At 62.2% G+C, this 22,657-nt stretch carries 22 protein-coding genes; 12 read left to right on the top strand and 10 right to left on the bottom strand.

Going from position 1 to position 22,657, the window contains the following annotated elements:
- Window positions 1-2 precede the first annotated feature (2 nt).
- The gene (locus tag BUE15_RS06790) at window positions 3-1,193 is read right to left on the bottom strand and encodes a cation:proton antiporter (RefSeq protein ID WP_073282421.1); all 1,191 of its coding nucleotides are present in this window, start codon (window positions 1,191-1,193) and stop codon (window positions 3-5) included.
- 176 nt (window positions 1,194-1,369) lie between these two features.
- Between BUE15_RS06790 and BUE15_RS06785 the strand changes: the two genes are divergently transcribed.
- Window positions 1,370-2,575 (top strand): BaiN/RdsA family NAD(P)/FAD-dependent oxidoreductase, encoded by a 1,206-nt coding sequence (locus BUE15_RS06785; protein ID WP_073282419.1) that lies wholly within the window; start codon window positions 1,370-1,372, stop codon window positions 2,573-2,575.
- Between the two features lie 42 nt (window positions 2,576-2,617).
- Here BUE15_RS06785 and BUE15_RS06780 read toward each other — a convergent pair whose 3' ends face one another.
- The gene (locus tag BUE15_RS06780) at window positions 2,618-2,881 is read right to left on the bottom strand and encodes a hypothetical protein (RefSeq protein ID WP_073282417.1); all 264 of its coding nucleotides are present in this window, start codon (window positions 2,879-2,881) and stop codon (window positions 2,618-2,620) included.
- A 228-nt stretch (window positions 2,882-3,109) separates the two neighbouring features.
- Here BUE15_RS06780 and BUE15_RS06775 point away from each other — a divergent pair, with 228 nt between their 5' ends.
- On the top strand, window positions 3,110-4,561 hold the full coding sequence (locus BUE15_RS06775) for a DNA integrity scanning protein DisA nucleotide-binding domain protein (protein ID WP_073282415.1): 1,452 nt from the start codon (window positions 3,110-3,112) through the stop codon (window positions 4,559-4,561).
- A gap of 108 nt (window positions 4,562-4,669) precedes the next feature.
- Window positions 4,670-5,170 (top strand): DUF4112 domain-containing protein, encoded by a 501-nt coding sequence (locus tag BUE15_RS06770; RefSeq protein WP_073282413.1) that lies wholly within the window; start codon window positions 4,670-4,672, stop codon window positions 5,168-5,170.
- Between the two features lie 27 nt (window positions 5,171-5,197).
- Here the strand turns inward: BUE15_RS06770 and BUE15_RS06765 are convergent, their stop codons facing one another.
- Window positions 5,198-7,102 (bottom strand): DUF294 nucleotidyltransferase-like domain-containing protein, encoded by a 1,905-nt coding sequence (locus BUE15_RS06765; RefSeq protein ID WP_073282411.1) that lies wholly within the window; start codon window positions 7,100-7,102, stop codon window positions 5,198-5,200.
- Window positions 7,095-7,808 carry a 3'-5' exonuclease gene (locus tag BUE15_RS06760; protein ID WP_073282409.1) on the bottom strand — a complete coding sequence of 238 codons (714 nt, stop codon included), beginning with the start codon at window positions 7,806-7,808 and terminating at the stop codon, window positions 7,095-7,097. Before BUE15_RS06760 ends, BUE15_RS06765 begins: the two co-directional genes overlap by 8 nt.
- A gap of 285 nt (window positions 7,809-8,093) precedes the next feature.
- On the opposite strand from BUE15_RS06760, the gene BUE15_RS06755 reads away from it, so the two are divergent.
- The 5 genes from BUE15_RS06755 (at window position 8,094) to BUE15_RS06735 (ending at window position 11,525) form a co-directional block, all read left to right on the top strand.
- Window positions 8,094-8,747 (top strand): DoxX family membrane protein, encoded by a 654-nt coding sequence (locus BUE15_RS06755; RefSeq protein ID WP_073282408.1) that lies wholly within the window; start codon window positions 8,094-8,096, stop codon window positions 8,745-8,747.
- Between the two features lie 85 nt (window positions 8,748-8,832).
- On the top strand, window positions 8,833-9,273 hold the full coding sequence (locus BUE15_RS06750) for a hypothetical protein (RefSeq protein ID WP_139252160.1): 441 nt from the start codon (window positions 8,833-8,835) through the stop codon (window positions 9,271-9,273).
- On the top strand, window positions 9,273-9,965 hold the full coding sequence (locus BUE15_RS06745; RefSeq protein ID WP_073282404.1) for an SCO family protein: 693 nt from the start codon (window positions 9,273-9,275) through the stop codon (window positions 9,963-9,965). Before BUE15_RS06750 ends, BUE15_RS06745 begins: the two co-directional genes overlap by 1 nt.
- Window positions 9,962-10,399, top strand: a complete 438-nt coding sequence (locus BUE15_RS06740) for a c-type cytochrome (protein WP_073282402.1) — start codon at window positions 9,962-9,964, stop codon at window positions 10,397-10,399. The genes BUE15_RS06745 and BUE15_RS06740 overlap by 4 nt, the downstream gene beginning before the upstream one ends.
- 142 nt (window positions 10,400-10,541) lie before the next feature.
- Window positions 10,542-11,525, top strand: a complete 984-nt coding sequence (locus BUE15_RS06735) for an enhanced serine sensitivity protein SseB C-terminal domain-containing protein (RefSeq protein ID WP_073282400.1) — start codon at window positions 10,542-10,544, stop codon at window positions 11,523-11,525.
- A gap of 81 nt (window positions 11,526-11,606) precedes the next feature.
- Here the strand turns inward: BUE15_RS06735 and BUE15_RS06730 are convergent, their stop codons facing one another.
- Window positions 11,607-12,143, bottom strand: coding sequence for a DUF2062 domain-containing protein (locus BUE15_RS06730; protein ID WP_073282398.1), 537 nt, complete (start codon window positions 12,141-12,143; stop codon window positions 11,607-11,609).
- A 93-nt stretch (window positions 12,144-12,236) separates the two neighbouring features.
- Between BUE15_RS06730 and BUE15_RS06725 the strand changes: the two genes are divergently transcribed.
- Window positions 12,237-13,169, top strand: a complete 933-nt coding sequence (locus BUE15_RS06725; RefSeq protein ID WP_084548873.1) for a YihY/virulence factor BrkB family protein — start codon at window positions 12,237-12,239, stop codon at window positions 13,167-13,169.
- Window positions 13,170-13,258: 89 nt separating this feature from the next.
- Here the strand turns inward: BUE15_RS06725 and BUE15_RS06720 are convergent, their stop codons facing one another.
- Window positions 13,259-13,606, bottom strand: a complete 348-nt coding sequence (locus BUE15_RS06720) for a four-helix bundle copper-binding protein (RefSeq protein WP_073282396.1) — start codon at window positions 13,604-13,606, stop codon at window positions 13,259-13,261.
- Window positions 13,607-13,766: 160 nt separating this feature from the next.
- On the opposite strand from BUE15_RS06720, the gene recQ reads away from it, so the two are divergent.
- The 3 genes from recQ to BUE15_RS06705 all read left to right on the top strand — a co-directional run bounded on the left by recQ (window position 13,767) and on the right by BUE15_RS06705 (window position 17,960).
- Window positions 13,767-16,016, top strand: coding sequence for a DNA helicase RecQ (gene recQ / locus BUE15_RS06715; protein ID WP_073282394.1), 2,250 nt, complete (start codon window positions 13,767-13,769; stop codon window positions 16,014-16,016).
- Between the two features lie 219 nt (window positions 16,017-16,235).
- Window positions 16,236-17,045, top strand: a complete 810-nt coding sequence (locus BUE15_RS06710) for an XRE family transcriptional regulator (RefSeq protein ID WP_073282392.1) — start codon at window positions 16,236-16,238, stop codon at window positions 17,043-17,045.
- 195 nt (window positions 17,046-17,240) lie between these two features.
- On the top strand, window positions 17,241-17,960 hold the full coding sequence (locus BUE15_RS06705) for a pirin family protein (RefSeq protein ID WP_073282390.1): 720 nt from the start codon (window positions 17,241-17,243) through the stop codon (window positions 17,958-17,960).
- Between the two features lie 85 nt (window positions 17,961-18,045).
- Here the strand turns inward: BUE15_RS06705 and BUE15_RS06700 are convergent, their stop codons facing one another.
- The 4 genes from BUE15_RS06700 to BUE15_RS06685 form a co-directional block, all read right to left on the bottom strand.
- The gene (locus BUE15_RS06700) at window positions 18,046-18,891 is read right to left on the bottom strand and encodes an alpha/beta hydrolase (RefSeq protein ID WP_073282388.1); all 846 of its coding nucleotides are present in this window, start codon (window positions 18,889-18,891) and stop codon (window positions 18,046-18,048) included.
- A gap of 50 nt (window positions 18,892-18,941) precedes the next feature.
- On the bottom strand, window positions 18,942-20,801 hold the full coding sequence (locus BUE15_RS06695; protein WP_073282386.1) for a M2 family metallopeptidase: 1,860 nt from the start codon (window positions 20,799-20,801) through the stop codon (window positions 18,942-18,944).
- A gap of 34 nt (window positions 20,802-20,835) precedes the next feature.
- Window positions 20,836-21,318: an SMI1/KNR4 family protein gene (locus BUE15_RS06690; protein WP_073282384.1), complete on the bottom strand. Its 483-nt coding sequence runs from the start codon at window positions 21,316-21,318 to the stop codon at window positions 20,836-20,838.
- A gap of 360 nt (window positions 21,319-21,678) precedes the next feature.
- Window positions 21,679-22,623: a M90 family metallopeptidase gene (locus BUE15_RS06685; RefSeq protein ID WP_073282382.1), complete on the bottom strand. Its 945-nt coding sequence runs from the start codon at window positions 22,621-22,623 to the stop codon at window positions 21,679-21,681.
- Window positions 22,624-22,657 lie beyond the last annotated feature (34 nt).

Below are 22,657 nucleotides of genomic sequence, written 5' to 3'. Positions count from 1 at the left end.
GCTTAATACTCGCCTATTTCGGGCTCCTTTTTGGTGAGTTGCAGGCCTATCATCATCAGCAGGCCCGTGAGCAGAATTACCACAAACAGGATGTTTTCGCCTACTTCGCCGATGTGGTGCTCATCGGGGATGCTGTAGAAGAGCAGCACCGTAATCAGGCCCTTGGGCGCAATAAACAGCTCCGGAATGAGGTCGGACTTGGCGATATAGCGCAGGTAGAGGTAGCGGATGCCGGTCAGCACGGCCACAATCAGCAGGCCCTGCAGCAGCAGCGAGCCGCTGACTAAGCTGCTGAGCGTGATGCTGAAGCCAAACAGCAGAAAGAAGAAGGTGCGAATCAGAAACGCCGACTCGGCGGTGATGCTTTTGAGCGGGTGCAGCTCGGCGGCCAGTTGCTCGGGATGCAGCCAGCGCTGCAGCTTGGGGCCGCGCAGCAGCAGTTCGGCGTTGTTTACGGCCAGCCCAAACACCAGCACCAGCACCAGCGACGACAAGTGCAGCTGCTTGGCCAGGCTGTAGAGCAGAATCAGAAAGGCCAGAATCAGGAAGAACTTGACGTGCAGCCGGATGCGGCCCAGCAGAAACGCCAGCGCCGCCGTACTCAGCACCGCCACCACCATCACGGCCACCACGTCGCGGGTGAACGTGACCACCGAAATGCCCTGCGCGAAGTTGTCCTGCAGCGCGAAGTTGAAGAGCATGATGCCCAGAATGTCGGAAAACGTGCTTTCGTAGATGATAAACTCCTGCTTCTCCCCCATCAGGTTCGCGACGCTGGGAATGGCAATGGCCGAGCTGATAACGGCCAGCGGGATGGCATTTACGAGGCAGGTCTGGAATGGGGCGCCCACGTAGGCCTGCAGCAGCAACGCAATAGCCACGGCCTGCACCACCAGCATCAGCAGAGCCGCCAGAAAGGAGCGCCGGATGAGCGGGGCCTTGTCGCGGGTGAGCTTCAGGTCGAGGGCGCCTTCCAGCACAATCATAATCAGGCCAATCACCCCGAATATTTCCAGCACCACCTGCGGAATTCCCAGGGCAAAGTCGAAATAATCGGCGGCCTGGCGCAGGGCAATGCCGGTAAGCAGCAGCATCAGCACCGAAGGCACTTTGGTGGCCCGCGCCACTACATCAAACAGGTACGACAGAATGACGGCGATGCTCAGCCCAATCAGGATAGTGTAGGAACCCATGCGTGCAAAATTAAAGAAAAGCCCGGCGGTGCCTGCCCGGCCAAGGTTTCTGCTCTACGTCGAAGCAGGCCACCGCGGCGAATCTGCGCTACCTTTGATGGAGCCGGCTGCCCGCCGCCCCTGGCTTGCTTTGCCGGCCCATACACTCCATTCGCCACTCACTTAGTTAGTTACCGTTGCTGCACGTTGCCATTATCGGGGGAGGGCCGGCCGGGTTGCTGGCCGCCCAGCATCTGGCAGAGGCCGGCTGCCGCGTGGACGTGTACGAGGCACAGGCCACGGTAGGCCGCAAGTTTCTGGTCGCCGGCCACGGTGGCTTCAACCTCACCAACTCCGAAGCGCCGGCCACATTTGCCACCCGCTACGGGCCGCGCCACCCCGATTTTGCCCGGTTCCTGCACCACTTTTCAGCTGCCGACCTACGCGCCTGGGCGGCTGATTTGGGTATTGGCACCTTCGTGGGCACCAGCGGGCGCGTGTTTCCGCTGGAGCAGCACAAGCCTGCTGAACTGCTCCGGGCCTGGGTGAGCCGGCTGCAGGCCCTGGGAGTGCAATTGCACACACGCCACCGCTGGCTGGGGTTTGAGGGAGAAAAGGGCCTGCGCATCCGCCACGAGACGACCACTCAGGAACTGGTAATACAGCCTGATGCCGCGCTGCTGGCCCTGGGCGGTGCCAGCTGGTCCAAGACCGGCTCTGATGGCCGCTGGACTACGGCCTTCGAGGAAATTGGGGTGCGCTGCGAAGGGTTTGCACCGGCGAATTGTGGCGCGGAAATAGCGTGGTCGGAGTTTTTTAGGCAGAAAGTAGGCCGCACGCCCTTGAAGAATATAGCCTTGCGGTGCGGCGGCCACACGGAACGCGGCGAGCTGCTGCTCACTGAATATGGGGTAGAGGGCACGCCGGTTTATGCTCTCACGCCGGCTCTGCGGCAGGCCCTATACCAGCAGCAGCCAGCTCCGCTCCTGCTCGACCTCAAGCCCGACCTCTCCGATGAGCAGCTGCTGCTGAAACTACAGAAACCCCGCAACGGCCGCTCCCTGCCCGATTTTCTGCGCCAGCAGCTTCGCCTGGGGCCACCCGTTCCGACGCTGCTGCGCGAGGTAGCGCCGCCCGAAGCCACAGCTACTCCGGAGGCCCTGGCTCGGCTGCTGCGCGCCGTGCCCCTGCCCGTGCACGCGCTTCGCCCGCTCGACGAAGCCATCAGCACGGCCGGCGGTGTGGCCTGGGACGAGTTGGATGGCGGGCTGATGCTGCGGCGGCGCCCCGGCACGTTTGTGGCCGGCGAAATGCTGGACTGGGAAGCACCTACTGGCGGCTATCTGCTGCAGGGCTGCTTCAGCACCGGCGCCTGGGCCGCAAAATCTATTCTTGGCTTGTAGAAATCTGGGCGCCAGGCCCGCATCAAAGCCGGGCGGCTGGGTTTACTCGTTGTCCTTCACTGCCAGCGACTCGGCTTCGGCCAGAATGGCTTTGGCTTCGGCCAGCAGCCGCTCGCCGTGGTCGAAGTGGACGCGCGCAATCAGGCCTACCAGCACAAAAAACGAGACGATGGGCAGCAGCCAGCCCAGTGCAAACCACAGCCAGAAAGAGCGGCCATAGCTAGCGGCACAGTAGCCCGTGAGCAGGGGCAGCGCCGCGAAGGCGCACAGAAACCCAATCCCGGAAAGCAGAAAGTAGACAACCATGGCGACGACTATTGCGGCAAGTAGTTAAGTTACGCTTTCCAGCGGCGTTTCGCAACTCTGGCGCGGCCTATTGCAGTACAACCCGGCGGTAGTAGAACTGTTGTGCCCGGCGACACCTATCCGTACGCGGGAAGGCTTATCCTCCGGCCGGCTTTTCCCGTATTCTCTGGCACTCTCCCACTGTGCTCCCTTTTCCCGTTGCCTTTGCCCAGCGCTCATCTCCCGCCCATGTGGGACCACCAAAGTCTTTTCCGGGTTTCGGCCCAGCTGTTTGCCGACGGTATTTTCAACCTGCTCGACCGGACTCTTAAGCCCGAAGTGTTTCTGCTGGGCCTAGCCTCGGCCCGCGAAACCGATGAGCCGCAGGCCGTGGTGGTAGAGCCTACCACGCTGCGCTACACGTCCGCCGATTTTGCGGGCGTGAAGGCGCTGGCTGCCTCGCTGGAGCCCGATGGCCCCCGCGACGTGGTGTACCATCTGCACCCCACCGACCACGACCGGTACGAGAAGCTGCGCTGGTATGAGCTGCTGCGGCGGGCCACCGAACAAACCCTGGCTGCCCTTACGGCTGCGCGCGGCGAAGAGCGGTTGAGCTTCTGCTCCACGCCGGTCAGTTTGTATGGCTATCAGGTGGTGGTTATTCTGCAGCTCTCCGCCGAGTCGTACCAGTCGTACTACGCGCTGCCGGTACCGGGGCCGGGCAACCGGCCGGTTTCGCTGGTGCATGCGGCGGTGCAGGAGTTTCTGCAGGACTGCAGCCGGGCCCTGCGCGAGTCCGATACTGACGACGACCGGCCCGTGCTGGACCGCGACTACAATGAAGTGCTGCGCGCCGCCGGCCGTAGCTTCATGCTGCGCGCGGCGGCCGGCACCCATGGCCTCTACGACGCCTGCAACGGCATTGCGGCCCTCCGCCACGAAGGCGACGAGGGCGTGGGCACTATGCTGGTTGCGCGCCGCCACCACCCGGCCATCGTGCCGGTGCTCACGCTGGAAAGCCCGATTCCGCTGCGCGACCACCGCCGCATTCGGAAGCTACTGGAGCTCAGCGAAGACTACACGGCCCTGGTTTCCGACGCTACTGATGTGTTTGGGCTGGGCTACCTGGTGCCGCCCGAAGACCCCACGCACGAGCCCATGTTTACGGTGCACTTCACGCGCCACTACAGCTGGGAGCTCACCCACGACGAGCAGGTGATGATGAAGGTGGTATCGAACACGCCGCGCCTGCCGCAGGGCCGCGTCGATGCCGAGAACTTTGCCCGGGCCGTGCAGCGCATCTTTCCCCGCCTCGATACCGGCACCGTGGAATACCTCTGGGAGCTGACGCAGCGGGCCAGCGAGCAAACCCACGGTACTATCCTGGTCATTTCGGAAGGCGCCGCCCAGGAAGCCGTGCGCCTCACCCGGCAGTGCTTCCGGGTGGCGCCCCGCCTGATGACGCCCTCCGTGCTGCGCCTCGTCACCAATATTGATGGGGCCGTGCTGATTGAGCCCGACGGTACCTGCCACGCCATCGGGGCCATCCTCGACGGCCTCGCCACCGAAAAAGGCGACTCTTCCCGCGGCTCCCGCTACAACTCGGCGCTGCGCTACGTGGAAAGCAGCCGCTACGCCTGCCTGGCCATCGTCGTCAGTGAAGACGGGCTGATTGATCTGCTGCCGCCGCTGCGGCGCTAACCTCGGCGGCAGACACGGCAGCCCCTCTATCGGGCGGTGGTCGGCAGCAAGGCCAACCTTATGCCGGACAGTCTGCGTTTAACCCGCTAACTGCTTTTTCCTTCCGCCATGACCACTCCACTCGCCGCCCGCCCTCTGCCCGCCACCACTTTCGACCAGGATGAGCGGCTGCGCTGGGTAGAGCGTATTTCGCGCCTGCTCGACAGCCAGTTCCAGGTGCCCGGCACCACGTGGCGGTTCGGCATCGATCCGCTGATGAGTTTGATTCCGGTGGTGGGCGGCATTCCGTCGCTGGCCATTTCCGGCGTGCTCATTCTCACCATGATGCGCCACGGCGCCAGCGGCAATCTGGTGGCGCGCATGGTTCTGAACGTGCTGCTCGACACCATTATCGGCGCCATTCCGGTACTGGGCACCATTTTCGACTTCACATACAAAGCCAACGACCGGAACGTGCGCCTGCTGCGCCGCCACTATGCCGAGGGCAAGTACCGCGGCTCCGGCAAAGGCCTGATTGCCCTGACGCTATTGGTGCTGATTGGTATCGGCGGGCTAGCCCTCTGGGGCGGCTACTGGCTGTTTCGGTCGGTGTGGGAGTATTTCCAGTAAGGTGCGCGCCCAGATACCAGTGCTGTCTTACAGGGTTTTGGTGAACCCGACCTTGATTTTTAGTTGAAAGTCGCCGATGACTTTGAAGATTTCCTTCAGCGTCACCTGCTCCACCTGGGTCAGGGTTTTGGGGTCGAGGTAGTTGGTGGGAGCCGTACGGTCGTCGATGAGCTGGCGGGCCTGCTTTTTCAGGCGCATGCCCATCAGGTAGTAATAGGCCTGTAGCAGCTCTTGGTACTCCTGCTCCCGGAATACGCCCCGCTCCCGCAGCTCCGCCAGCCGCTCGCCGGTGTTGGTACTGAACACCTGATTCTTCAGCGCATACACCCGCACCAGGTCTACTATCGGCGACATGGTTTTCTTGAGGTCGAACACCTTGTGGCCTTCCTGCTCGAAGGTGCGGAACCCCCGGAAGAACGTCAGGGGCGGCTCGTACTGCAGCGCGTTTTTGGCCATGTAGAACAGAAACCGGTCGAGGGGCCGGGCCAGCTCCTGCCGCAGAAACTCCTGCAGCTCCTGCATCAGCGGCTGGTCGCCGTAGAGGTAGCGGCAGTCGAAGAAGGTAGCCATCTGCATCACCGTTTCGGGGCTGGAGTCACTCATCCACTGCTGGTAGTTGCGCTTCCAGTGCGAGAGAGAGTGGGTCCACTTGGGGTTTTTGGCCATGAAGCCGCCCGTGCAGAAGTGCAGCCCAATGTGGTTCAGCTCATCGGAAACGGCCTCGGCGAAGCGCAGAAACCAGGCCCGTACCACTTCGCGCTGCTCGTTGGCCTTGTCTTCGTAAATGATGGCGTTGTCCTGGTCCGTGACGAGGGTCTGCTCCTGGCGGCCTTCACTGCCCAGCACCATAAACACGAACCGCGCCGGCGCCGGACCTTGTACTGCCAGCACGTTCTCAATCACGCGCAGCGCAATAGTGTCGGCCACGGTGCTGATTACCTGGTTCACGATTTCGGGGCGCACGCCGCGGCTCAGCAGCTGGTTCACGATGTCGGGTACCATTTCCCAGCGGCGCTTCAGCTCGGGCGTGCCCTGCGCCAGTTTCACGGCCTGAATGAACATAAACGGCGACTGAGCCAGGTCGCTGAGCAGCTTGTTGCGGCTCAGGAAGCCCACGTACTCGCCGCCCCGCTCCACCAGCAGGTAGCGCGTCTTGGTCTGAAACATCAGCAGAATGGCTTCATACACGTATGCCGTGCTGGAAATACTCACCACGGGCGTAGCCACCACATCCCGCACCGGGCGGGCAGCGTCAAGCTGCCGGGCAATAACGGAGTCGCGCAGCGTGATGTCGGTGCAGTAGCCCAGTATGGCGCCCGTGGCCGGCTCCGTCACGAACAGGCAGCTGACTTTGGCCGCCGCCATGCGCCGGGCCACCGCAAAAATGGGCTCGGTGGCGGGGCTCGTAACCAGCTCGCGCACTTCCAGCGTTTCAATGCGCCGCGAAAACAGCTGATCGGCCACCAGGAAGTTGTCGGAAGGCGGACCGGCTGGCTTTACGAAGTGGGCGTACTCCTCATCGAGCATCCGCTCACCGTAGCGGGCCGTGAAGTAGTGGAAGAAGCTTTCGTAGGCCAAACACAGCGCCCGGAACTCGCGGCGCGGCAGCTGCAGCACGCGGGTGCCTTTGCCGGCCACTACCGTGCGCAACGAGCGTTTCTTGTTCAGCAGAATGGACATGCCGCCGTAGCAGGTGCCGGGGCCGTACACTTCGGGCAGGCGCTTGTGCTGCTGGCTGTCGTAGAAAAACGTTTCGTAGGCCCCTTCCACCACAATATCGAGGTGGCGCAGCTTGGACGCATCCTGCTGATACAGCAGTACCTGACGCGGGTGCACCACTTCCTGCAGCAGGTCTGCCACGCCGGCCAGCACATCATGCGGCAGCGTATTGAAGGGGGCTACGGTCTGAAGGAAAGCAAGACGATTATCCATAGAAAAGCCAGCCGAGAAGAAGCAATAGTAAAGCGCCGGCCACCACTGCCAGCAGCCAACGGCCGCCGGCCCCGTGCGGTCTGCCAACCGGCTTCTGCAAGGGTAGCTGGCCAGTCAGCGTTTCGGGCGGGATATGGCCACGACGGCGCAGCTCAAAAAAGCAGCGGGCCGTGGCCACCGCATCCTGGCGGGCATCGTGCAGGACGGGCATGGGCTCCCGGAACAGGGTTTCGTGCAGCTCAGCGAGCCGCTGGTAGCGGCGGTGCGTGCCATCGTCGGGGCGGGGGGCGGCGCGCATCAGGCAGAACTGGGGCAGCTCCGGCAGCGGGTTGGGCAGGCCGGCGCGGTGCAGGCCGGCACCCAGCACGTGGAAATCGAGCTGCAGAAAATACCCAACCACCCGGGGCCGAAACCGCTGCAAATCGCTGAGCAGCAGCTGCAGCACCTGGGCCGACTCGTGGCCGTGCTCCTGCAAAAAGGCTTCCGAGAGGCCGTGCACGGCCAGCGCCGAGGCCTGCATGGAGCCGGCCGGAATCCGCAGGTAGTGGCTGGCCTCTTTCACGAGCTGCCCACCAGAAGTATAGACCTGCCAGGCCACCTGCGCCACGTAGGGCCACGCCGCTTTAGGCGCCTCATACGGCAGGTCCCAGCGGCCGGGCAGGCCGGTGGTTTCTGTGTCCAGGAAGAGCAGGTATTCCGGCGGCATGAGGGGCAAGTTGGGTAGGGCGAAGCCGGAAGCGACAGTCAGGGTGCCACTTTCGGGGCCGAAAGGCCTGCTTCCAGTGGGTGCATCGGCAAGGTAGGCGCCGGGGGCACGCACTTGCAAACAGCTTCGGCTGCCAACTTCTACTTTCGTTGCTGCACCGGCCGAAAAATGCCCGTGCTTTACGCAGCACTGCGCCGGCTTCGGCGTCTGTAGCCTGTGGCAGTTCGCTCCTAATCACCACCTTATTCTTTCTGCGCTATGGGCCTCGGGCTTTTCTACTCACTAATGATTCTGCTCCCGATTCTGGCTACGGTGGTGGCGCTGTGGGCCGGCGGCTGGTGGCGGCGCCTGTACGTGACGGGGGCCCGCCTGTTGCTGGGCGCTCTGATGCTGGGCGGCGGCCTCTACAAGCTCTCCGACAACCACATACCGGGCCTGATGGGGCCACCCATAAACCACGCCTTTCTGGCCGAGCACAGCCTGGAAATCTTCGCGCAGTTTATTGGGGTAGCGCAGCTGCTGACGGGGCTGCTGCTGCTGACGGGCCGGTTTGCCTTGCTGGGCGCGGTGCTGCTGGTGCCAATGTGGCTCAACATCATCTTTCTGACCTGGTCGCAGCACTGGCCCGGCACGCCCTTTCTGGTGACGGGCTTCTTGGTGTTGAATATCGGGCTGCTCCTGCACGACTACGCCCGGCTGAAATGGCTGCTCTACCCACCCGCCGACGCGGCGGCGCTGCAGGCCCAGCCGCTACAAACCGGCCCGCTGCCTGCTGAGGGGCTGTGGTGGCTGGGCGCCGGGCTGGTGGTGGCGGGCAGTCTACTGTACCCGGTTTCCTTCCACCTGATGCTGGCCACGATGCTCGGCGGGCTGCTGGTGCTGCTGGCCGCCGGCCTGTGGCTGCGCAAGCGGAAGTCGGCCGCGTCGGCGGGTGGCTGAAAAGAGTTGATTCCGACGAGTAGACCAGCGTATGCTCTGCCCGCATTGCGGCCTCGTCAACTTCGCAAGCCTTACCTTTGTCATCGTGAAAATACCCTCCTTGTTTTTCCTGCTGCCGGTTGTGGCGCTGCTTTCAGGCTGCAACTCACCGAACGGCGACGAGCAGAAGGCCGAAGCGGCCGAAAAAGCCGTGCTGGCCAAACACGACGAGCTAATGGCTCAGATGGACCAGCTCACGCTGCTGCGCCAGCGGCTCCAGAAGCAGCCCGGCCCCGATACCGTGGCCGCCGGCCGCCACCGCCGTGCCCTGCTGGCCGCCGATGCAGCCATGATGGACTGGATGCACCGCTACCGCAAGCCCGCTGATACCGTGGACCTGGAAAGTCGCCTCCTGTATTTTGCCGGGCAGCAGCGCCGCATCGATTCGGTAGCGGTTCTGTTCCGCACCAGCCTCGACTCGGCGCAACGCCTGTTGCAGGCCGCAGCGCCGGCTTCTTCGTCTTCTACTAGTTCTTCCCGCCCCTAATGACACCTTCTTCCCTGCGTTTTTCCCTGAGCCGGGCCACCGTAGCCGGCCTGTTGGCCGCCGGCAGCCTGCTGGCCGCCTGTTCCTCCGATACCGCCTCCTCGCAGCCGGACCGCCTGCCCATTCAGGGCATTAAGCGCACCAAGCCCACTTCGCCTTCCGATACGCTGCCCGACCCGGTGCCTGCGTTTCAGCTCACCAACCAGGACGGCAAGGTTATCACCAACCAGACCTTTGCCGGCAAAGTCTATATCACAGACTTCTTCTTTGCCACCTGCCCCAGCATCTGCCCCAAAATGCAGAGCGAGATGCTGCGCGTTTACGAGCAGTTCAAGGACGATCCGAACGTGCTGTTCCTGAGCCATACCATCGACCCGGCCCACGACTCCATTCCGGTGCTGCGCGACTACGCGCAGCGGCTGGGCATTCAGGATGCTTCGCGCTGGCACTTCGCCACGGCCCCCCACGACACGGTGTTTGCCCTGGCCCGCGCCTACATGACCGGCGCCGAAAAAGACTCGACCGTGGCGGGCGGCTACGCCCACAGCGGCACGTTTGCCCTCGTCGACTCCCGCCGCCGCATCCGGGGCATGTATGATGGCATGGAGAAAAGCCAGGTCGACCAGCTTATCCGCGACCTGCCCGTCCTGTTGAAAGAAGAGGCGGAGCTTCGGCAGACGGCCGCCAAATGAGTACGCTGCTGCTGCCGCTGCTACGCCTGAGTGCGGGAGGCGTGGCCGCGCTGCTGCTGGCCACGGCCAGCACCGGCTGCTTCTCCAACCGCCAGAACGAGGGCGCCAGCCTCTACCAGGCGCACTGCTCCAGCTGCCACGGCACCCAGGGCGAGGGCCTACGCCGCCTCATTCCGCCCGTGGCCGCCTCCGACTACGTGGCCCGCAACCGCGCCGGCCTGCCCTGCATTGTGCGCCGCGGCATGCACGGCGACGTGGTGGTAAACGGCATTCACTACAACCAGGTGATGCCCGGCCACGAGGATCTGACTGATTCGCAGATTACCAACCTGTTGAACTTTGTGCAGCGCAACTGGGGCAACAACAACGAGCCTTACACGGTGCGGGAAGTATCGGAGCTGCTGGCGCCCTGCCACGGCTCCGACGGGCAGTAGCTGCCGGCTGGTGAAGGGGTGACTTCGTGCGCTTTAGCCGCTGGCAATGCTGCCGCTGCCGCCAAAACCACAAATTCGCCCGTCGGCGGATTCGCCTTTTCATCACTTCTAAGTAGATTGCACTCTCATTTTTCGTATTCCTATGGGTCTGTTTGACTTTCTAAAAAAGAAGCCGGAAGCGCCGGAAACCACCCCCGCCACTCCGGTGCCCACGGCTTCTGATGCCACTGCCGCGCCGGCTCCCGCCGGCCCGCGCTACAAAGGCTCCAACTACACGCTGCCTGCGGCCGAAGAAGCGCCCATGATGCCGCCAATGCCGCCCATGCAAATGATGCCGGAAGAGGCTCCCCAGCCCGGCCAGCCCATTCAGTTGCCCTACCAGCCCAACAACGTGCTGGAGGAGCTGCTGATGCGCGCCGTACACGAGCCCGAGCTGCGGCCGGCCTTCTACCAGGCCCTTATCCACGAAGAAGTATACGCCGTGACGCTGCCCAAGGAAGGCGAGCCGGGCGGCGAAATTCAGGTGGAGCCGGGCATGGAAATCCAGCTGCAGGTGCTACACGATGGCAAGATTCCGCTTTTTACGTCCGTTGACCGGATTTACGAAGGCGGCGTAGAAACCAGCTCGGTTTCGTACATCCGGGTGCGCGGCTTCGATCTGCTGCAGATGGTGCAGGCCACCGACTGCGTGCTGAACCCCTTCTCGCCGGCCGGCAAGCTGCTCACCAGCCAGGAAATTCAGGACCTGCTGGCCTCCGACCTCGTGAACCCGCCCGGCGCCCCCGCCGACGGCGAGCAGGTACCGGTCCAGCTTGGCCCGCCAACCGAAGAGCCTACTGAGCTGCTGGAAGCCCTGCGGGAATTCTGCGCCGGCAAAGACTTTATCGAGCAGGCCTACATGGCCGAGATGCGCCTCGAAAACAACCCCGTACCGCCGCGTCTGCTGCTGGCGTTCCAGGCCGACAGCCCCGAGCAAAACCCGGAGTTCCTGCAGGAGTTGGGGCCCATCATCGAAGGCCGCCTCGAAGGCTACCAGTTTGTGGATATGATGCTGATCAACCCCGCTTCCGACGAGCCGCTGAACCAGTACTTCAAGCAACAGCCGCCCTTCTACCAGCGCGGCTAAGCTCCCGATTCAGATAATCAGAAAGCCCTTTTGTGCATAGCACGAAAGGGCTTTATGGTTGTTATTGAGCACGTTGTGCCGCTACTCCGCCGCTTCAGCGGGCGTCTCTTTACCGGCTTGCCGGGCCAGCAGCCGCCGGAATACCGGCCGGAGCCCGAAGTTGAGCGCCACCCCTACCGGCACCGATACCACGGCCCAGATCAGCAGTGCCCCCAGCCCGGCCAGCCACAGCAGCCGCAGCGCCTGCCCCCAGTCATTGGCAAAGAGGTACTGTAGTTTCGGCAGCGTCAGGGCGGGGCCTTTCTGGTCATCAAGCAAGCGCGCACCCAGCTTCAACAGCGGAATTACGAGCAGCAGCTGCAGCGGGCTCATCAGGTGGCTGATGAGTAGCAGCGCCGCTACGTTCAGCCGCAGCCGCATAGCCGTAGCCGTGGCCATCAGGGTAGTGATGCCCAGGATGGGCACCGTCCCGAAAATCACGCCCAGCGCTACCGTCAGCGAGAGTTGGGCCGGCGAAAGGCCCTGCTTGAGCAGGTTCAGCAGCGGGCCGGCAATGCGGCGGCGCCACCAGCTGGCCGGAACCGGGGGTGGCGAAACGGGCGGTACGGATACGGACACAAGGAATAGAAAACAGAGGTGCAGGAATCAGCCGGGGGCAGTACCTTCGTAGGTTGCCCAACGGCTGTAGGCCGAAACTAGTACGCAGGCCTGATGACAAAAGTACACGCGCCGGGCCCATCCCGCCGCCGGCTCACCGATATTGTGATACTGCTGCGCCGCGCGGCCCGCGAGCTGGCCGCCAACGACCCGCTACGGCTGGGCGCGGCCACGGCGTTTTTTGCCACGTTTGCGCTGCCGCCCATCCTCATCATTCTTATTCAGCTGCTGGGCTCGCTCTATTCCACCTCCATTGTGCGGGAGCTGCTGCTCACCAAGCTGTCGGGGCTGCTGGGCGCTTCGGCGGCGGGCCTGGTCGAGCAGATTCTGCAGAACGTCACCAACATTGAGCGGAGCCGGCTGGTCACGTGGCTGGGCTTCGCGTTTCTGCTCTTTATTGCCACCACGCTCTTCGTCGTGATTCAGCACTCGCTCAACCAGCTCTGGCAGATTCGGGCGCGCCGCAACAGTGACCGGCTGGGCACGGCCCTCAAAGAGCGGGCCCGCTCCCTGGGCGTGCTGCTGGCCACCGGGCTGCTGTCGGTGCTGGCCTTTGCCACCGATGCCACCCTGACTTTCCTGGCCGACTACGTGCGCGGCTTCGATGCCAGCGTTGGGTTTTATCTGTTCCAGATCATTCAGCCCGTTACCTCGCTCCTGATTCTGGCGGCCTGGTTCGCCGTCACGTTTCGCAACCTGAGCAGCGCCAAAGTGCCCTGGAAAGCGGTGTTGCGCGGTGCCGTTCTCACTGCTATTCTCATCAATCTGGGCCGGTTGGTGCTGAGCTACCTGCTGGTACCGCGCAATCTAGGCCCTATCTACGGGCCGGCCTCCAGCATTGTGCTGGTGCTGCTGTTCGTGTTCTACTCGGCCATGATTTTCTATTTCGGGGCCTGCTTCACTAAAGTATATGCCCACTATGCCGGCATCGACATCAAGCCCAAGAAAGCGGCCGTACGCTACCAGCTCGTGGACATAGGGGAGTAACTGAGTAAGCGGAGTAGCTAAGTAAGTCGTTTCACCATCGGCCTAACTACTCAGCTACTCCGCATTACTCAGTTACTCGCTTTACTCAGTTACTCGCTCAGATACGCCTGGCAGGCCTCGGCGCAGGCTTTGCAGGCGGCGGCGCAGCGCTGGCAATGGTCGTGGCTGTGTTTGGCGCATTCGGCCTCGCACAGGCGGCACACTTCCACGCATTCCTTCATTACGTGCTTGGCGTGCTCCGAGCCGCGCGCCACAAGTCTGGCCGTCAGGGCACAGATGTCGGCGCAGTCCCGGTCGAGGCGGATACAGCCGACCATATGCCCGACGTGCTCGTCGCGCAGGCAGGCCGTGGCACAATGCTCGCAGGCCGCTACGCAGCGGTGGAGCGCATCGAGTAGAATCTGGTTGTCGAGGGCGGAAGCAGTGGGCTGGTTCATCGTAGAAAAGTGTTGGTGAGTTGAGCAGTTGACAGGGTTGCTTTTACGGGGTTTCTGCCTGAACAGCCATGCAGGATTCGGCCGCAACGATGCACCATTTCCCCCCTGTTGTGGTTACCTTCAAGCTTCAACTCCCTCCGCCGCGTCGTATTTTTGCCCGATGTTATTCGCTACCGAACCCCTTGCTCCTACCCTCGACTCTGCCCGCAAAGTCCTCAAGCAATACTACGGCTACGACACGTTCCGGCCTATGCAGGAGGACATTATCCAGAGCATCCTGGACGGGCGCGACACGGTAGTGCTCATGCCCACGGGCGGCGGCAAGTCGGTGTGCTTTCAGATACCGGCCGTGGTGAGCGAAGGCGTGTGCGTGGTGGTGTCGCCGCTGATTGCGCTGATGAAGGACCAGGTGGAAGCGCTGAAGGCCAACGGCATTTCGGCCGCCTACATCAACAGCAGCGTGGGCCAGAGCGAGCAGAACGCCATCTGCGGCGACTGCCTCAACGGCTACATGAAGCTGCTCTACGTGAGCCCCGAAAAGCTCCTTTCCGACGGCTTCCTGCAGTTTCTCAAGCGCATGCGCATCAGCATGTTCGCCATTGACGAGGCCCACTGCATCAGCTCCTGGGGCCACGACTTCCGGCCCGAGTACACCCAGCTGCGGGTGTTGCGCGAGCAGTTTCCGCAGGTGCCCATCATTGCCCTCACCGCCACCGCCGACCGCCTCACCCAGCGCGACATTCAGCAGCAGCTGCGCCTGCAGGAGCCGCAGGTGTTTCTGTCCAGCTTCGATAGGCCCAACCTCAACCTCATCGTGCGGCCCGGCCAGGACCGCGTGGGCGGCATCCTTGACTTTCTGGAGCGCCATCCCGGCGAATCGGGCATTATTTACTGCCTCTCGCGTAAGCAGTGCGAAACGCTGGCCGGTAAGATTCAGGCCAAGGGCGTGAAAGCCGGCTTCTACCACGCCGGCATGACGCCCAACCAGCGCGCCGCCGTGCAGGAAGGCTTCCTCAAGGACGACTTGCAGGTGATTGTGGCCACCATTGCCTTCGGTATGGGCATCGACAAGAGCAATGTGCGCTGGGTGATTCACTACAACCTGCCCAAGAATATCGAGGGCTACTACCAGGAAATCGGGCGCGGCGGCCGCGACGGCAGCCCCGCCACGGCCGTGCTGTTCTACAGCTTCGCCGATGTGATGCAGCTGCGCGAGATGCTGACCAAGGAAAACCCCCACCTCACGCAGCTCAACCTCACCAAGCTGGAGCGTATGCAGCAGTTTGCCGAAGCCGCCAGCTGCCGCCGCAAAATCCTGCTCAACTACTTCGGCGAAACCCTGGCCACCGACTGCGGCAACTGCGACATCTGCCGCAACCCGCCCACCACCTTCGACGGCTCCCTGATTGCCCAGAAGGCACTGTCGGCGGTGGTGCGCATGCGCGAGCGGGCCCCCATCGGCCTGCTGATTGACGTGCTGCGCGGCATGCGCAACCAGGCCGTCATCAGCGGCGGCTACGACCAGATCAAAACCTACGGCGCCGGCGCCGACCTGCCCTACCTCGACTGGTACAGCTACATCCACCAGATGCTGAACGACGGGCTGCTCTACATTGCCTACGAGGAAGGCTACGCCCTGAAAATCACGGACCTGGGCCGCGAGGTACTGCAGGGCCAGCGCCCGCTGGCCCTGAAGAAATTCCAGCCTACTGAGAAAGCCGAGAAGCCAACCCGGGGCCGCAAAGCCGCCCAGAAAGCAGTGGCAGCCGTTAGCAAGGAGGCGCAGCTGTTTGAGGCGCTGCGCAACCTGCGCAAGCGCATTGCCGACGAGCAGAACGTGCCGCCCTACGTCATCTTCACGGATGCTACGCTGCAGGAAATGGCCGTGGAGCGCCCCGTAAACCGGGTGGCTATGCTGGGCATTTCGGGCGTGGGCATGAAGAAGTTCGACACCTACGGCGAGCAGTTTATCAAGGAAATTCTGGCCAACGGCGGCAATCCGGCGGCGGAAGCAGAGGCCGAAGACGCCATTTCCGGCAGCCTCGGTCCCGACGACGCCGGTGCCCCGCGTACGCCCCGCAAGCGCGACGCCAACACCGAGGCCGGCAGCACCGCCGAAACTACGTTTCAGCTGCACCGCATGGGCCTGAGCGTGGACGCCATAGCCGAGCGTCGCGGCCTGACGGCTTCTACGGTGCAAACCCACCTGACTACCTGCTACGCCGGCGGCTACGATGTGCGCATCGCCGATTTCCTGACGCCTGAGGCCCTGGCCGAAATCCAGACCGCCCAGGCCCAACTCGGCAGCTCGCCCATGCTCCGCGACCTATTCGACCATCTGCGTGAGAAATACGACTATTTCCGCCTGCGCCTGGCACTGATGTATTTCAAAAAGCTGCGCGGAGAATAGACGTACCACGAAGCGGCGCTTCGTTCGTTGAACGATTCCGTTGCCGAGCAGTATCAACTGAGCGGCGTGGACGAACGAAGCGCTGCCTCGTGGCACATGCAAATAAAAAAATTGCTAAAAGTTTCGGCTAATTGAATTAGTATTCGCGTAGATGGGTTCGTATCTTCGTGAGCCGGTAATTCTTTACCTCTGAAGCCTTGCCCCTGGCTCCCCTGCGACATGATTAACACGAACCTTAAATTCTGGCGGCGCGAACTGGCCCTGACGCAGGCCCAGATGGCCGAAAAACTTGGCATCAAACGCTCGTTGGTGGGCGCTTACGAAGAAGGCCGCGCCGAACCCAAGCTGGCAACCCTCGTGAACATGGCCCGCCTGTTCGGCATCTCGCTCGATCAGCTGGTTACGACCGACTTCAGCAAGAAGAAGAACGCCAAAGCGGCAGTGCGCCAACTGGAAGCAGCCGGTACGGCCGGCGGCCCCAACCCAACCCGCCCCGGCGGCAACCTGCGGATTCTGGCGCTTACGGTAGACAAAGAGCAGAACGAAAATATTGAGCTGGTACCGCAGAAAGCCGCGGCCGGCTACCTCAACGGCTACGCCGATCCGGAATATCTGGAAGAGCTGCCCAAGTTCCGCCTGCCCATGCTGGGCAGCACCGGCACGTACCGCGCCTTCGAAATTGCCGGCGACTCCATGCTCCCCATTGCCAGCGGCACCGTCATTGTGGGCCGCTACGTCGATGACTGGATGAGCCTGAAGGATGGCACGCCCTGCATTGTGGTGAGCAGCAAGGAAGGCATCGTGTTCAAGCGCGTCTTCAACCGCCTCAAAGATGCCGCCATGCTGGCCCTGCACTCCGACAACCCCGTGTACTCGCCCTACGAAATTGACGTGGAGGACGTGGTGGAAATCTGGGAAGCCAAAGCCTACATCAGCAGCACCTTCCCGATTGCCGATCTGTCGCTGAACCGCCTGGCCAGCATTGTGCTGGATCTGCAGCAGCAGGTTTCGACTATGAAAAAGGTGTAGCAGCTAGCCACACCAGCTGCTTTCCTTACAAAAGCCCATCCGCCCACAGCGCCGGATGGGCTTTTGCTTTGTCAGGATTGGGGCTGTTGCGTGATAGTGAGCGGGCCGCCGCTGGCACGGGCAATAACGGGCGGCGTCTAACTTCCGTTTGCGTTAGTGCGTAAGGGCAGTAGAACCACTTACCCTCGCCTCACTATGCTCAAGGTTATTCCTGCCACCGACCGCCACCACGCCGCTCCGGTACAGTGGCTCAGCAGCTACTTCCTGTTCAGCTTCGCCGACTACTACGACCCGCAGAACGTGCAGTTCGGCCCGTTGCGCGTCTTCAACGACGATACCATTCAGGGAGAGTCCGGTTTCCCGCAGCATCCGCACTCCGAGATGGAAATCGTGACGCTGGTGCTGGAGGGTGAGCTTTGCCACGAAGACACGATGGGCAACAAGGCGACCATCAAGAAAGGCGAAGTGCAACGCATGACGGCCGGCACCGGACTGGCCCATTCCGAGCATAATGCTGAAGAAAAACCGGCCCACATCTACCAGTTGTGGTTTATGCCCAACCAGCGCGGCCTCGCCCCCAGCTACGAGCAGAAGGACGTAGATTTTCTGGACAGCAAAAACGAGCTGGTACCGTTGGTTTCGGGCCAGAAAGTGCTGGAAGACGTGGTGTTTATGAACTCCAACACAACCGTATACTGGTGCAATCTGCGCGAAGACAAAACCGTAACGTTCAAGACTTTCCCGATCCGCAATACCTTCATTTATGTGAAGGAAGGCTCACTCTACATCAACGGCGTAGACCTTGGCCCCAACGACCAGGTGCGCTCCACCGATGAGCACGTGCTGGAAATCAGGGCCAGCAAGGACGCTCAGTTTATTTTGATTGACTTGCCGGCTTCCGAAGCCAACTATTAGCAAAAAGGGCCGGTGTACACCGGCCCTTTCGGTTTTACTGCTGCCTGGTAAGCTGCGCCGGAATGGCAAGCTCAGATTCCTGATGCTATTTGGCTGTGGCCGGCTTTTGCGGTTTAAACACCGCCCGGAAAGCCAGCAAGGCGGCCGGATGGTAGATGGTACCGTGCGTTTCCTGCGGCATGGACTCGTAGTGCCAGGTAATGGCACGGCTGCCGGCTACCTGCAATGCCTTCACGAAGCTGCCCGCATCTGCCACAATCTGGGGCTCGTTGCTGGTGGCGATGAACAACGTTTTAGGAGCGCCTTTGTACGCTGCCAGCAGCTTAGGCGCCTGCTGCACCAGATATTTGCTGTTCCACCACAGGCTGGGGTCAGAGGCGAGGTAGGCGTCGAACAGGTCGGGTTCCAGCAGCAGGGTTTCCACCACGAACAGGCCCGCCAGCGACTCGCCTACTACGGCCGTTTCGGCGGTTGTGGGGTAGCGGCGCTTGATTTCGAGCATCAGCTCGGAACGAATGAAGCGGCGAAAGGCAGCGGAGCCGCCTACGCGGGGTGCTATTTTCTTGTCCTCGGGGTTGGTGGTGGGGCCGGTCATGTCGCGGCGGCGCTCCGTGTTTTCAATGCCGACCAGCAGAAACGGCCGCATCGTTCCGTTGCCTACCGACACCTGCATCAGCCCCGCCACATGCAGAAAATCCTCAGCCATGCCGCCATCCGGCATGTACAGCACCGGCAGAGGCGCATCTGCCGCTTGGCCATACGCCTGCGGCCGGTACACATTAACCCGCCGGGTTTCGCCCAGCACCTTCGACTCTATGGTGAACGTCTGGCCGATGCTGAGCGGCGCGGTAGTCTGTGCACGGACCTTGGAAGAAACTACGGCAAGAAACACGGCCAAAAACAAGCACGCGAACAGACGAGTACGTTTCATACAGCTGCTGGAAAGTAGAATCCCGGCGCATATGCGCCGGGATTTCATTGTTACATCGTGTACTTGCGGCCTTTGTTCTGCTGCTTGAGGTAAGCCATCAAGGGCTGGAAGTATTCCACCATGGCGCGGGCCGACAGGTCTTCACCGGTTTTTTCCTTGAGCACCACGCGCCAGTCTTTGCTGGAACCGGGCCGCATGATGTCGGCCAGGAACGAGCCTACCTCTTTGCTGCCGTAGTAATTGGTGGCGTGCGGGTCCTGCTTGAGGATGTTCTTGCTGATGTGGTCGTGGAGCTGGAACAGGATGACGTAGCTCAGGGCGTAGTCGTAGTACTGCGCGGGGTCGTCATTGATGTGGGTTTTGGTGGCCGGGTCGAGGTACTGCTCGCCGCGCGTGGTGGGCGGCACGATGCCCTGGTACTGCTTGGCCAGGGCCCACCAGCGGGCGTTGAGCTGGTCGGCGGGCAGCTTGTCGGCGTAGAAGCTGTTTTCCCATTCGCTCATCACGCCCGAGGCAAACGGAATGAACACGGCGTAGTTCAGCGCTTCTTTCAGTAGCGTCTGGGTCTGGTCGGTTTTGGTTTTGGCATCCACCAGGCCCAGGCCCGCCAGAAACGGCTTCTGGGTGGCGGCCAGGCCCATGAGACTGCCCATGGCTTCATGGTAGGCGCGGTTGGCGCCCTGGCGCAGCAGCGGCGGCACCTCGGGGTTGGTGTAGGTGAGGTAGTAGTAGATGTGGCCCAGCTCGTGGTGAGTGGTTTCGTACCACTCGGTGTTGCCTTCCACGCTCATCAGGCTGCGCACGTCCTGGTTCAGGTCCATGTGCCAGGCCGAGGCGTGGTTGTTCTTCTTATAAGCGGCGTCTTTGGGCAGCGGATACAGGCTGGACTTCTCGTAGAACACCGGCGGCAGCGCCTGGAAGCCCAGGCTCTGGTAGAACCGCTCGGCCTGCTTCACCTGCCACTCGGCGCCCTTCTTGGCCAGTATCGGGTCGAGGTTGAGGCCTTTCACGTCCACCATGGCGCTCCAGTCCTGGCCCCAGCGGTTGGGCAGCCAGGAAGCGGGCAGGTAGTCGGGCACCTGCTTCTGACCGTACTTTTTGGCCAGCTCGTAGCGGGCGTAGGTGTGCAACTCGCGGTAGAGCGGGCGCAGCTCCTCGTTGATTTTGCGCACCAGCGTCAGCATTTCCTCGCGGCTCATGCCGTAGTCGGAAGCCTGGTACGAGAAGTAGTCGGGGTAGCCGAGGGCCTGCACGGTTTGGTTGCGCAGGTCGCGCAGGTTCAGCAAGCCGTCTTTCAGCGTGGGGCCAATGGCCTTGCTGGCTTCCCAGATCTGCTGGCGCTTCGCCGGGTTGTTTTCCTTGCGCAGCAGCTCATCCAGGTCGTTGGTCGTGACGGACTTGCCGCCGAATTTATAATCGAATCCGTAGAGCTTTTCCGTCTGAGCGGCTTCGGCCTTGATGCGGCGCTTCACCACGTCGGCAATGGTCTGGGGCGAGTTAGCGGCGTTGTAGAGGGCCGCTTGCAACTGCTTCACCTGCAGATCCGTGAGTTGGTCTTTGTGGTCGAGCAGCTCGCGCAACTCCTTGATATTGGCGGCGCTACCAGCAAAGGCCGCCATCCGCTCGTTGGCGCGAGCTGTAGCGCCGGCGTTACTGGTGTCGCCGGGCACAATGCGCGTGTTGGAGCGCCACTCCGCCTCCGCCGACTGCGTGTAGAGGCGCACGTACTCGGCGGAGTACCCCGTCAGGAATGCCTCCGCCCGCTCCGGCCACGATGGCACCGCGGGCTGGGTAGCTGGCTCAGGCGTGGTGGTGGCGGGCGTGGTAGAAGCGGTTGGGGTGTTGGCCGTGGGGGCGCAGGCGGCCAGCAGCGCCGCAACCGCCATAGCGGAAAAAGAAGTCTTCTTCATGCCCCCAAGTTAACCGGATTGGGGCAGAGGGCCGCTACGCGCCCAGCTGCCCGGCCGGCACCAGCCCCGCCAGAAACGCCTCGAAGCTGGGCGCAACCGGCACCACCAGCGCATCATCAGCATCAAGCCACACCATCGCGGGCACGGGGCCAGCGCGATAATCCAGGGAAAGCCAGGTGTGGCCGTCGCCGGCCAGCAGCACCTGCCGGGGCGGCAGGCACCATTCGGCGGTGAGGTAGGGTGTATCGAGCAGGTTCTGGGTGGTGCGCAGCGTGGGGTCGGGCACGATGCCGAACAGCTCATCCAGCAGCAGGTAATCGTCGCCCCAGGGTGTGGGCGGCGGCATGGGAAAGGCAAATTCGTTGGTATAGCCCCCGTTCTGCACCCGCAGCAAATCCAGCAGGGCCGGCGGCAGCTGCACGCCGAGGGTGGTTTCGGCCTCCCGCACCAGGGCGGCGGTCAGCGGTGGGCGCTGGGTGTCGTTGTCGCGCCAGAAGGTGGCCGGGTTTAGCTGCATAGCAGATACGCTCTCAGTAAAGATTGATCAGGTAGGCAATAAAGCGGTTTTAGGAATTTAAAGAATGAATCTGTTTAGGAAGTAGTAGCACGTCATGCTGAGCTTGTCGAAGCATCTCTACCGCTTCGTCTGACTACCATTGCAACGAAGCGGTAGAGATGCTTCGACAAGCTGAGCATGAGCAATGCCTACCGAAACAGCCTCTAAAGCATACTGGTAACTGCCAAAATAGCCTATGTCTTTCGAAATATGCCATGCATAAGGTGAATACAGAAGACCTTATTACACCGGAAGCACTTGCCCAAGTGTGATAAGGTCCTTCGCTGTGCTCAGGATGACAGGTAGAATGATTGTAGTTGCCTACGCGGCAGCGGCTTCCTGCAACTGGTGGCACTCTTTGTACTTCTTGCCGCTGCCGCAGGGGCACGGGTCGTTGCGGCCGAACTTGCGGCGGCTGCGCAGCGTCTTGAGCCACTCGCGCGGGTCGATGTGCCAGCGCTGGAAGCGGCTTTTGGGGTTTTGGCGGAAAGCCAGCAGCAGCAGGCCATACAGCTCGGGGTGGTGCTGCTGTAGCTTCTCGGGCTTCTCAAAGAAGTACTCCGTGACAACGGCAAAAAACTCGGCCTCATTGGTGCCGGCGTAGTCGTTGATTTCGGAGTTGCCGGCCCGGATGGCGGCAATTTCGCGTGCCATTACGGCTTCCCACTCGGGGCGCAGGGCCGCCGGAAACACCGTGGCGGGCACGCCGTCAATCACGCCGTCGGCCTCATCGAGCAGGTGCGCAAACTCATGGATGCCCACGTTCTGGCGGTCCAGCGAGTCCTGAAAGCCGCGCTCCAGCGAGGCCTTCGACAGGTGCATGTAGTGGGACGTCTGGAAGTTGCGCACCGAGCCCAGCAGCGTGCCGGCCAGCGGGGCCACCTCTTTATCAGGATTTTGCGGCTCCTTCCAGGCGTCGGGTACCACCAGCACTTCGCTCAGGTTGCCGTACTCCCAGTCCGGAAATCCAAACACGGGAATGATGGCCGACGCCGCCACCAGCACCCGCGTCTGGTCGTCGATATCAGTCTGGATGCCGGTAATGCGGGTGGCGGCCAGAAACACCTGCACGCGCTTCTCGAAGCGGGCTTTTTCTACGGGCGTCAGAGAGTTGTAGAAGGCCACCCGCTCGGCTAGCACCTGCTGCCACGCGGCCGGAAACTCTTCGGCCAGGGCTGCGGCTTTGCGGCGCGCGTCGGCGGTGAGGTAGCGGTAGAATAGGAAAAGCACCCCGGCCACAATAGCCGCAAAAATCAGGTAAGGCATGCGCCGCTAAACGGCCGGCCAGCGGTTTGGTTGT

The sequence above is a fragment of the Hymenobacter psychrotolerans DSM 18569 genome (assembly GCF_900142395.1).
GTDB classification, from domain to species: domain Bacteria; phylum Bacteroidota; class Bacteroidia; order Cytophagales; family Hymenobacteraceae; genus Hymenobacter; species Hymenobacter psychrotolerans.
Note: the sequence above shows the minus strand (reverse complement) of the source record. Positions and strands in the feature narration are given on the sequence as shown.